We start from the raw sequence: 12,156 nt of genomic DNA, 5'->3' as shown, positions 1-12,156 counted from the left end.
TTAGAATTCTTTTATAGCAGCATCAACAACTGCCTTTATTGCTAGGTCTATATTTTCATAGTAATCCTTATAAAGAGTTGCTCCAGCTGCTCTAATATGGCCTCCGCCTCCAAATGTCTTTACAAGTTTTGAAACGTCTAAATAGGATTTTGACCTTGTAGAAATTCTATAAGAATCTTCCTTTTCCTTTATAAAGATTGCAAGCTCCACTCCATCAATGTCTCTTATAAATTCAACAATTCCATCAGCATCAGATTTTCTCGCCTTGGTTTTTTTTGTGTCATCGTTATTAATAGTTACCACGGCGATTTTATGGCCATTAAAATATTTTAAAGATTTTAGGGCCGTTAGAAGTAAATCTGTTTTTTCCCTACTTCTTCTTTGGTATAAATTGACAACTATTTCATTTTTGTCAATTCCTTCCTCCAAAAGTTTTTTAGCTACTTCGAAAGTAAGGGGCCTTATAGAATCATATTTAAAGGAACCTGTGTCTGTTGAAAGTCCAGTATAAAGGCAGGTTGCAATATCCCTATCAATAGAAAATCCCATTTCTTTAATAAGGATATATAATAGTTCACAAACTGCAGGAGCCTTGTCATCAACAATATTTAAATCTGCAAAATTTGTATTTGATGCATGATGATCAATATTAACGGTAAATGCTGCATTTTTAAAAACTTTTACAGCCCTTCCAATTCTTTCAAGATCACCGCAGTCTAGGCAAATGAATAAATCAGCTATAGAATTTTCAAGTTTTTCAGAATCTACTAATTTATCAACGTTAGGTAAAAATTCTTCAGCAGTTGGTACTTCATCATTTTCAACAACATAAACTTTTTTCCCCAAATTTAATAAAAGTTTATACATGGCAAGTTTTGAACCCAAATTATCACCATCTGGGTTCATATGGCTTGCCAAAATAATAGTCTTTGCTGATGAAATTTTCTCCTTTAATATTTCAATCTCCCTATGAAAGTTTATTTCCATGGTTAACCTCATCAATTAATTTATCCATTTCCATAGCCCTTTCTATTGAATCATCTTTTATAAAAATCAGTTCTGGCATAATTCTTAATTTAACTTCCTTAGCCAGTTCTTTTTTAATAAATCCCTTGGCGCTTTCAAGTCCTTCAACTGCACTTTCTCTTTCTTTGTCGCTACCAAGACAGGATACATAAACTTTAGCAAAGGATAAATCCCTGGTAACATCAACGTGTGATATGCTTGTTAAATCCGGAATTCTTGGGTCTTTAATCCTATTTTGAACAATGTCACTTAGGCATCTTCTAACTTCTTCTGAAATTTTACTTATTCTTTTATTATCCATATCAATCTCTCTTAACTTCCTTCATAATGAAAGATTCCAATAGATCTCCTTCCTTAATGTCATTATAGCCATCAATTACAAGTCCGCCTTCAAAATTAGTTGCTAGTTCTCTGACGTCATCTTTAAATCTCTTTAGAGAACTTATATCTCCCTCATGGATTACAACGTCATCTCTTAAAACTTTCACCTTAGAACTTCTTAAAATTTTACCACTTATAACGTAAACTCCGGCAACCATATTATTATTTGGAAGTTTAAATAATTGACGAATTTCACATCTTCCTTGAATTTCTTCAACAATTGTCGGTTCAAGCATACCCTTAACAGCCGCTTCAATATCATTTAAAATATCGTAAATTACCCTATATGTTCTTATTTCCACTTCTTCATTTTTTGCAAGTTCAATTGCATTTATATTAGGTCTTACATTAAAACCTATAACAATTGCATTAGAGGCTGAAGCAAGAGTAATATCTGATTCATTAATTCCGCCAACACCTTGATGAACTATAGAAATTTTAACTTCATCTGTTGAAAGTTTTAAAAGTGATTGAATTAAGGCTTCGACAGAACCCTTTACATCTGCTTTAACAACAAGATTTAGTTCTTTCATTTTTTCTTCCTTAATCTTGTCAAATAGATTTTCAAGGCTTACCTTGTTTGTAGAATTTAATCTTTCATCTCTTTCAAGTTCCCTATTCCTATCGGCAATTGTCTTTGCAGTCTTATCGTCCTTAACTACAAAAATTGTGTCGCCAGCATTTGGAACTTCATTTAAACCTAATATTACAGCTGGCATTGAAGGACCAGCTTTTTTTAACTTCTTACGCTTGTCATCAACCATTGCTCTGATTCTACCAGAAGATATGCCTGAAACAACATAATCCCCTGCTCTAAATGTTCCATTTTTTACAAGAACTGTTGCCATTGGTCCCTTAGCCTTATCAAGTTTTGCTTCAATAATAGTTCCAACACCAAGTCTATTTGGATTTGCCTTCAATTCCTGCATTTCTGCTACAAGTAATATCATTTCAAGCAAATCATCAATTCCATCTTTTGTTTTTGAAGAAACGGGAACCATAATTGTAGAGCCGCCCCATTCTTCAGAAACTAAATTTTCATTCATAAGTTCTTGTTTAACCCTATCAAGATTTGCGTCAGGCTTATCAACTTTTGTAATTGCTACAATTATTGGTACGTCAGCTGACCTTGCATGTGAAATAGCTTCTAGAGTTTGAGGCATAACTCCATCATCTGCAGCTACAACTAAAACTGCAATATCTGTAGTTTGGGCACCTCTTAATCTCATGGAAGTGAAAGCTTCGTGACCTGGTGTGTCTAAAAATGTTATTTTTTTGCCCGAAAGATTCACAGTATAAGCACCAATATGCTGAGTAATGCCGCCAGCTTCACTATCAGTTATATGTGACTTTCTAATTACATCAAGAAGAGATGTCTTTCCATGATCAACGTGGCCCATAACTGTTACAACAGGAGCCCTTAATTTTAAATCTCTTTCTTTGTCTTCTTTTAATAGTCCAAATTTTTCTTCAATCGTTTGACCCGCAACTTCATCTTCTGATATTTCTATTTCAACTTTTAATTCATCTGCAAGAAGGATGCAAGTATCTTCATCGATAGATTGATTTTGATTTGCCATAACTCCAAGACCTATTAATTTCATAATCACCGTGCCCACAGGGATTCCCACTTCTTCTGAAAAATCCTTAACACTTATTGGAGTTTGAATCTTTACTGGTCCTTCACTCACATCTTTTTTAACCTTAGATTTTTTATTAAGTCTTCTCTTTGGTTTTTTCTTAGTTAAATCCTTTGGCTTGTAAGTTTCTTCTTGATCAAAATTTTTAGTATTGTCTTTTTTATTCTTATGATTATTCTTTTGATTTATATTTTTCTTATGCTTAAAATTATCTTCATCTTCTAAATTATCGGAATGTTTCATATGTTTTTTATCTTGCTCTTTCGCCTTATTTTCTTTTGTTGACTTTACTTCTTTCCTTCTATTATTTTTTTGCTTATCTATATTCTTATCAGCCTTGGAATAAAGTTTTCTAATTCTGTCCTCATCTTCTTTTTCTATTGTTGACATATGATTTTTTGCATCTATATTTAATTCCTTTAATTTCATTAGGAGTTCCTTACTAGTAATCCCAATTTCTTTTGCCAATGCGTGCACTCTAATATTTGACAAATAAAACACCTCCTAAAAGATGATATTTATTAAATTGACTCTTTTAACTTCTCATATGTTTCCTCGTCAATTTCTGTAGAAAATGCCCTGTTTAAAGCCTTTGACTTTATTGCTTTTTCAAGGCAATCTTTACTTTTACATAAATATGCACCTCTACCATTTGCCTTTCCGCTTAAATCAATAAATATCTCTTCTTCTTTATTTTTAACTACTCTAATTAATTCTTTTTTGGGTTTCTGCTCCCTACAACCTATGCAAGTTCTCATAGGAATTTTCCTAGTTTTTGCCATAAGTCACCATCAATATTTTATCCTTTCCTTATTCATCCTCTAAATTTATCTCTTTAGTGCTCTCAGGAACTTCTATTTCTAAGTCGCTAAAATCTTCTTTGTCTTCATCTAGTCCAATGACTTCTTTAGTGTTTTCATTTTCAGACTCAAAAGAATCTTCATCTGTGAGTCCATCTTCTGCCAATTCATTTAAATCTTCAGAACTATCTAATATAGGGTTTTCCCTACTGGACTCTCCATTTTCTTCACCTGAAAAATCTCTTTCAAATTCTTCTTCAGTCAAGTTTTCAGCTTCTAAAAATTCTTCAAACTGACTCACCGATTTTATATCAATTTTCCAACCTGTAAGCTTGGCTGCAAGTCTAACATTTTGACCTTCCTTACCTATGGCTAGTGAAAGCTGGTAGTCTGGAACAATGGCAAGAGCGGATTTTTCTCCATCTTTAATAAATACTTTTTCAACCTTTGAAGGACTTAAGGAATTTCCTATAAAAACCTTAGGATCCTTTTCATAAATAACTATGTCAATTTTTTCGTTTGATATTTCATCTACAATAGCATTTACTCTCTGTCCCTTATAGCCAACACAGGCTCCTAGTGGGTCTACTTCTTCATCCTTTGAAAATACAGCTATCTTTGTTCTTGAACCTGCTTCTCTTGAAATTGAATATATTTCAACAAGACCATCATTAATTTCTGGAACTTCAAGTTCAAATAATCTCTTGATTAAATCAGGATGGGATCTTGATAAAATAATTTGTGGCCCCTTTGTTGATCTTTTAATTTCAAGTAATAACATTTTATATCTATCACCATGCTTATATGATTCGCCTCTAATTTGTTCATTCGGAGGCAAAACTCCCTCTACCTTGCCAAGGTCAACATAAGCATTTCCGTAGGCAGTTCTTTGAACAAGTCCTGTTATTATTTCTCTTTCCTTTTTTGTATAATCTTCAAAAATTACGTCCCTTTCGGCATCTTTTATCCTTTGAATTACAACTTGCTTTGCAGTTTGGGCTGCAATTCTGCCAAAATTTTTGGGATGAATTTCCACACTATAAATATCTCCTAAGTTAAAATTAGGGTCGATTTTTTTTGCATCCTCTAAAGATATTTGGAAGCTATCATTTTCAACTTCTTCAACAATGTCTTTGTAAAAGAATAACTTGATTTCTCCAGTTTCTCTGTCCATTTTTACTATGACATTTTGTGAATTTCCATAATTTTTTTTGTAACTTGATACAAGTGCTGATTCTAAAGCTTCAAAAATTATATCCTTGGAAATGCCTTTCTCGCTTGCAATTTCATTTAATGCGCTGATAAACTCTTCGTTCATTTCATCCTCCATTAAAATTTAATACTTTGCTTCATAGATGATATGCTTTTTATTGGTATATCAATATTTCCCTTATTAACTTCTAAAGTTATTTTTTCCTCATCATAGGCTTTTAAAATGCCTGAATACTCCTTTTTATCATTAAGAGATCCAAAGAGTTTAAGGTCAACTTCATTTTCTAAATTTCTCCTATAATCGTCCTTTGTCTTTAGGGGCCTATCCAAGCCTGGAGAAGAAATTTCAAGATAATAAGGATTTTTTAAAATTTCAAGACTATCTATGTCTTTTTCTATTGAATGGCTCATTTTTGTACAGTCATCTAAATCTATTCCTTCTTTTTTATAGATGAATATTGAGAGCAGATCGTGTTTATTACCCTTTGTAAATTCCACGTCCACAATTTCGTAGCCTAAATTTTCTGCAGATTTTTCTGCAATTTCTATTACTTTATTTCTTAAAGATTTTTTATCCACAGCTACCTCCGATTAAAAAACAAAGAGTGGGATGGCCCACTCTCTAACTACTTTCTTACTAATATAAAAATTATAGCATAGGCTATATTTTATTTCAAGTTAAAACATACCAAACATTGAAATTTGATTTGTGTCATCAAGCTCTCCGATAACTTTATTTTCTTCAAATAAAGATAAAAGTGAAGGCCCTACTTTTGCTCTATTTTTTAAATCCTGTTTTGACAAAAATTTTCCCTTTTGTCTTTCTTCCACAATAGAATTTGCTGCTTGTTCCCCAACTCCCATTAAGGCTCTCAAGGGCATTCTAATTTTCCCATCTTCTATAGTAAATTTGCTTGCTTCTGACTTATATAAATCACAGGGCAAAAATTCAAATCCCCTTGCATACATTTCAAGAGCAACTTCATAAACAGTCATTTCATTTTTTTCCTTTACTGTTAAGCTTTCCCTTGTCTTTAAATCCTCCATTAATTGTAAAATTTCTTGGTGCCCCTTAATTATTTCCTTACCATTAAAGTTTTCAAGCTTAATTGTAAAATATGTTGCATAAAAGGCCAAGGGATAATTTAATTTATAATAGGCTATTCTAAATGAGAGCATAACATAAGCAACGGCGTGAGCCTTTGGAAACATATACTTAATCTTTTGACAGGAATCAATATACCATGGAGGCAAATTAAGTTTATTCATTATTTCTATTTGCTCATCGGTTAAGCCTTTGCCCTTTCTAACTTTTTCCATTGTGTCAAAGGCCATTTTATTTTCCGCCCCTGCATCAATTAAATATAGCATTATATCCTCTCTTGTACAAATTACTTCAGAAAGGGTCGCTCTTCCATTTGCAACAAGCTCCTGAGCATTTCCTGTCCACACATCAGTACCATGTGAAAGACCAGAAATTCTTACTAGCTCTGCAAAAGAATTTGGCTTTGTGGCAATTAACATTTGTCTTACAAAGTCTGTTCCGAATTCTGGAATACCTAAGGTTCCAGTTGGACTTGTCATTATATTTTTATCAAGCTTTAAATTATCAGAAGTTGAAAAAAGTGATATTGTTTCCTTATCATCAAGAGGAACTTTTGAAGAATCCACTCCAGTAAAATCTTCTAGCATTTTTAAAATTGTAGGACCATCATGACCAAGTATATCAAGTTTTAAAATCTTTCCGTGTATAAAGTTATAGTCAAAGTGGGTTGTTATAACTCCAGAATTTTTATCATCTGCCGGATACTGAATTGGCGTAAAGTTAAAAATATCTTTAGTTTTTGGGCAAATCATAACTCCGCCTGGATGCTGACCGCTTGTCCTCTTAACTCCCATTGCTTCCATTGTTAATCTTTCCACTTCAGCCTGAGAAATTTCTAAGCCTCTCTCTTCAAAAAATTTCTTTACAAAACCATAGGCAGTTTTAAAGGCAACTGTGCCTATAGTGCCTGCCCTAAAAACATAACCTTTTCCAAATAATTCTTCTGTATATTTATGGGCATTTGGTTGATACTCTCCAGCAAAATTTAAGTCAATATCAGGTTCTTTATCTCCATTAAAACCAAGAAAAACTTCAAAGGGAATATTATGACCATCTTTATCCATTTTTTGGTCACAATTTGGGCAGTTCTTGTCTGGTAAATCGACTCCTGAACCAATTTTTGGATCGTTTATAAATTCACTATGCTTGCAGTTTTTGCAAATATAATGGACTGGCAGGGGATTTACTTCTGTTATCCCTGCCATTGTGGCAACAAAAGATGAGCCTACAGATCCCCTTGATCCTACTAAATAACCATCATCATTTGATTTCTTTACAAGTTTTTGGGCTATGATATATAAAACGGCATAGCCATTTGAGATTATTGAATCCAGTTCCCTCTTAAGTCTTTTTTCAACGATTTCTGGAAGGGGATCTCCATAAATTTCTATTGCCCTTTTGTAGGTTATAGTTCTTAAATCATCATCCGAACCTTCAATTTCAGGTGGATATTTACCTTCGGGGATTGGCTGTATTTCATCAATTAAAGAATTTATATACTTTGGATTTTCAATAACAACTTCTCTTGCAATTTCAGGTCCCATATAGGAAAATTCTTCTAGCATTTCATCTGTTGTCCTAAAAAATAATTTTTGCTTAATTTTCACAAGACTACTTGGCTTTCCAGTCTTTCCATTTAAAATAATTCTTCTAATTAAATCATCTTTTTCATCTAAATAAAAAACATCACCTGTTGCAACCACTGGAAGACCCATTTTTTTGCCAAGTTCATATATTTTTAAATTAATTTCTTTCACATCATCAGGGCTTAACCTATTGTTTAAAAAATCAGGAATGTAATTATTTATAGGCTGTATTTCCAAATAATCATAAAATTTTGCAATCTCTTCAACTTCATTAAAATCTAAATTTCTAAAGAAAGCATCAAAGATTTCTCCACTGCCATCACCTGAGCCTATTAAAAGCCCTTCCCTAAATTCCTCAATTAAAGACCTTGGAACTTTTGCACACCTAGAATAGTAATTTAAATGACTTTTGCTTACAAGCTTATAAAGATTTTTTAAACCAACTAAATCTTTACATAAAATACTTAAATGAGTTTCAAATAAAATCCCAGGATCTATATCTTTTTTTAATTCATTAAGTTTATCAAAATTAATATTTTTCTTATCACTAACCCTATCTACTAAAGTTAAAAATAAGTTTGCCGTTGCTTCTGCGTCATTTACAGCCCTATGGGCTCCTACAAGTCTTATGCCAAATCTTTTACAAAGGGCGGATAAATTAAATTTTTTCACATCAAAAACACTTGCCCTTGCTAGGGTCAACGTGTCCAAAATCGGAAAGTCAAAGACTAAATTATTTTCCTTAAATATTCTCCTAATAAAAGCCGTATCAAATTTGGCATTATGAGCAACTAAAACAGATCCTTTAATAAATTTATAAAAGTCCCCTATTGCCTCTTCAATTGTTGGTTCGTTTTCGACAAAGGAATTTGTAATACCTGTTAGTCTAGAAACCACTTCAGGAATGGGAATTTCAGGATTTATAAGCTGAGAATACCTATCTACAATAATCCCCTTCGAAACCTTTACTGCACCAATTTCTGTTATCTTATCCCTTAAAGTAGAAAGACCTGTGGTTTCAATATCAAAGACTACAAAATCATTATGGCCTTCGGGATTTTCATAGTCATAAACAATATTTTCTTCATCATCTACAAAATTTGCATCAAGTCCGTAAATAACTTTTAAATTATATTTACTTGCGGCCTCCATGGCTTCTGGAAATCCTTGAACATCTGCAAGATCAGTAATGGCAATTGCCTCGTGGCCCCAAATGGCTGCCCTTTTTGCAAAATCCGAAAAACTGGTGACACCATTCATTTGGCTCATTTTTGTGTGCAGTCTAAGTTCAATTCTTTTTTCCTTAGCCTCATCCTTTTTTTCTTCTTTAATAGTTTTTTGCATAAAACGAATCATTAAGGCTTGAGATTTGGCATAATTATCATAAATTAGCTGACCGCCAACCATAACACTTGTCCCTTCCTTAAAAGCGTTTTTAAAATCTTCCACTTCTTTATCCTTCAAAAAGGCTTTAGCTAGTAATGAATTTGTGTAGTCCGTTATATAGATTGTGGCAAGTATGGAATTTTTTAGTTCCTTTACTTCCAACTTAAAAATATCGCAAATAAGGCTTACATTTTGATCATTTAAATTAATGTCTGCAATTTTTACAGGATCCTTATAGGTAAATCTTCCTGACTTATAAATATACTCCTTATCTGAATCATTTTTAGCTGGACCTATATTAGGACTAGTCACTTTACAAGTATTTGTATTTGAACACAGGTGGTCTTCCTCTTTTTCAATATTTTCAATTAATTCATCTTTTTTAACTTCCTCTTCTTTGCATATAAAGAAAATGCCATATCTTCCAAAGACCTTTAATTTTTCCTCTAAAATATTATGAAGGCCATTGTTAGAAAATGAATTATGAATTTCCCTTGTAGGAGCAATTATTTCTATTTTATTTTCTTCTTTATCCAAATTTATTTGTAGTTTATCGACCCAAGCCTTAACTGATGGATTATACTTTACAATCTCAGATTTAATTAATTCATCTTCAGTTGAAAAGGGGTTTTCTTTTAAGTTATAGGATATATTTAGGTCGATATCACCCAAATAGGCAGCCAATTTTTGTTTGAAACTATCTTTTATTTCATCTGGAATTTCTTTTTTCATATCAATTTTTACAAAAACTTCTCCAGTTTTTTCAATATAATCAATTGATTTAATCTCTGCTACTATATTTTCTTGGCAAGAAATCTTTAATTTATCTAAAACATTTTTTAAATTCAAAAAAATCACCCTTTATAATAAAAAAAGCTATTAAGATAATTATATCAAAATAGCTCCATTAATTTTTATTTAATTTATTATATTTTTTCATATTTTCAATTTCTAAAAGTAATTCGTCTAAAAGTATTTCTTCAGGAACTTTTTTTATGACCTCACCTTTTTTAAAAATCAAGCCATTTTTATTGCCACAGGCAATTCCAATATCTGCTTCTCTAGCCTCTCCAGGTCCATTTACAGCACATCCCATAAGAGCAACTTTTATATTTAAATCTAGCTGGTCAAGTTTTTTTTGTGCAATATCTACAAGTTTTATTAAATCAACTTTTGTCCTTGCACAAGTTGGGCAAGAAATTAAATCAAGCCCATCAGTTTTTAGGCCAAGAGATTTTAAAATTTTTTTTCCAGCCTTTACCTCTTCAATGGGGTCAGCAGTTAGAGAAACTCTAATCGTATCTCCAATGCCTTGAGAAAGTAAAGATCCAATGCCCACAGCAGATTTAACAATTCCCATTGGTGGAGGTCCTGCTTCTGTTATTCCTAAATGAAGTGGATAATCTGAAATTTCTGAAAATTTTTTGTAGGAATCAATGGAAAGATTTACATTTGATGCCTTTAAGGAAACTTTAATGTCAAAAAAATTTAAAGATTCTAAAATTTCAATTTCTTCTAGGGCTGACTCTACAATTGAATTTTCATTTACTCCGCCATACTTGTCTATAAATTCTTTTTTTACTGATCCCGAATTAACGCCTACTCTTATAGAAATCCCCCTAAATTTACAGGCTTCACAAACTTCTTTAACCTTCCATTTGGCACCTATATTTCCAGGATTTATTCTCATGCCGTCTATTCCATTTTCACAAGCTGCAAGAGCAAGTTTATAGTCAAATTGAATATCAGAAATTGTTGGGATATGAATCCTCTTTTTAATCTCACCAATTGCCTTTGCATCATCAAAATCATTAACTGCAAATCTAATAATTTCACAGCCTTCATATTCAAGTTTTAATATTTGACTTACTGTTGCTTCAAAATCCTTGGTAATAGTATTAGTCATGGACTGAATACTAATTGGTGCATCACCACCAATTAAAACATTTCCAACTCTAATTTGTCTTGTTTTTCTTCTATTAATTGTCATTTGAATAATCTTCCTAAATCATTAAAAATTGTTACATAAATCATAAGGGATAAAAGAAACGCATATCCTATCATAGTTAAATTTGCTTCTACTTTTTGACTTATAGCTTTTCCTCTTATGCCCTCAATTATTAGGAGGGCAAATTTTCCTCCATCAAGGCCAGGAATTGGCAGTAAATTCATAACTGCAAGATTTGCTGAAATTATTCCAATAATCTGTATTAAATAAATTATGCCCTTGGAAGTTTCCTGACCTATTATAGAAATTACCCCAATTGGCCCTGAAATCATTTCTCCAGAAAATTTCCCTTCTTTTATTATATCGAAAATAGAAAATATTGCCTTTACAACTCCTTTTGTGGCGTTAAATCCTTCTCCAATTGCATTAAATAAATTTCTTTGTCTAATGGCAGTAAAGCCAAGCAAAAATCTATTTTCTTCCTTTGAATACTCAGCCTTTAAAGTCTTTTGACTAGACTTGCCATCTCTTAAAATTTCAAGGCTTAAAGGTTCATCTCCAGATTTTTCAATTTCCCTAGAAATACTTAATAAATCCTTAGTTTCAATATTATTAACTTTTAAAATTCTATCATTTTTTTTAAGACCTGCTTCCATAGCAGGTGAATTTTCCATAACTCTATCAATTATATTTGTTCCAAAACCTATATAGAAAAATAAAATGGAAAAACAAATAATAGCCAGGACAAAATTCATAAATACACCAGCTAAAACTATGGCTATTCTCTTTAAAACTGAAACATTATTAAAACTTCTCAGATCTTCAGAATTTTCCTCTTCACCCTCCATGGCAACATAACCACCAACAGGCAGGGCTCTTAAAGAATATTTAGTTTCTCCCCTTTGCCTTTGAAAAAGTTTTGGACCCATTCCAATAGAAAACTCATTTACCTTTACTCCACATAGTTTTGCGACAGTAAAATGACCAAGCTCATGGAGAAAAATCACTAGAGAAAAAACAATTACTGATCCAATTATAGTCGTTAGTAAATTAAAAGGCATCCTATACTCTC

9 protein-coding genes are annotated in these 12,156 nt (G+C 32.2%); all 9 read right to left on the bottom strand.

Annotation, left to right across the window (positions count from 1 at the left end):
- Window positions 1–987 (bottom strand): DHH family phosphoesterase, encoded by a 987-nt coding sequence (locus tag BQ4446_RS05550; RefSeq protein WP_071027390.1) that lies wholly within the window; start codon window positions 985–987, stop codon window positions 1–3.
- The gene (gene rbfA, locus BQ4446_RS05545; protein ID WP_071027388.1) at window positions 968–1,327 is read right to left on the bottom strand and encodes a 30S ribosome-binding factor RbfA; all 360 of its coding nucleotides are present in this window, start codon (window positions 1,325–1,327) and stop codon (window positions 968–970) included. Before rbfA ends, BQ4446_RS05550 begins: the two co-directional genes overlap by 20 nt.
- Window position 1,328: 1 nt before the next feature.
- Window positions 1,329–3,539, bottom strand: a complete 2,211-nt coding sequence (gene infB, locus BQ4446_RS05540; protein WP_071027386.1) for a translation initiation factor IF-2 — start codon at window positions 3,537–3,539, stop codon at window positions 1,329–1,331.
- 29 nt (window positions 3,540–3,568) lie between these two features.
- Window positions 3,569–3,829: an RNase P modulator RnpM gene (rnpM, locus tag BQ4446_RS05535; RefSeq protein WP_071027384.1), complete on the bottom strand. Its 261-nt coding sequence runs from the start codon at window positions 3,827–3,829 to the stop codon at window positions 3,569–3,571.
- A 28-nt stretch (window positions 3,830–3,857) separates the two neighbouring features.
- On the bottom strand, window positions 3,858–5,165 hold the full coding sequence (gene nusA, locus BQ4446_RS05530; protein ID WP_071027382.1) for a transcription termination factor NusA: 1,308 nt from the start codon (window positions 5,163–5,165) through the stop codon (window positions 3,858–3,860).
- An 11-nt stretch (window positions 5,166–5,176) separates the two neighbouring features.
- Entirely contained in the window at window positions 5,177–5,638 is a 462-nt protein-coding gene (locus BQ4446_RS05525) for a ribosome maturation factor RimP (protein WP_071027379.1), read from the bottom strand.
- A gap of 99 nt (window positions 5,639–5,737) precedes the next feature.
- The gene (locus BQ4446_RS05520) at window positions 5,738–9,985 is read right to left on the bottom strand and encodes a PolC-type DNA polymerase III (protein WP_071027377.1); all 4,248 of its coding nucleotides are present in this window, start codon (window positions 9,983–9,985) and stop codon (window positions 5,738–5,740) included.
- A 58-nt stretch (window positions 9,986–10,043) separates the two neighbouring features.
- The gene (ispG, locus tag BQ4446_RS05515; protein ID WP_071027375.1) at window positions 10,044–11,126 is read right to left on the bottom strand and encodes a flavodoxin-dependent (E)-4-hydroxy-3-methylbut-2-enyl-diphosphate synthase; all 1,083 of its coding nucleotides are present in this window, start codon (window positions 11,124–11,126) and stop codon (window positions 10,044–10,046) included.
- Entirely contained in the window at window positions 11,123–12,145 is a 1,023-nt protein-coding gene (gene rseP, locus BQ4446_RS05510; protein ID WP_071027373.1) for an RIP metalloprotease RseP, read from the bottom strand. The genes ispG and rseP overlap by 4 nt, the downstream gene beginning before the upstream one ends.
- Between the last annotated feature and the right edge of the window lie 11 nt (window positions 12,146–12,156).

The organism is Peptoniphilus raoultii (genome assembly GCF_900099555.1).
GTDB classification, from domain to species: Bacteria; Bacillota; Clostridia; order Tissierellales; family Peptoniphilaceae; genus Peptoniphilus_A; species Peptoniphilus_A raoultii.
This window is presented reverse-complemented; position numbering and strand designations above follow the sequence as displayed.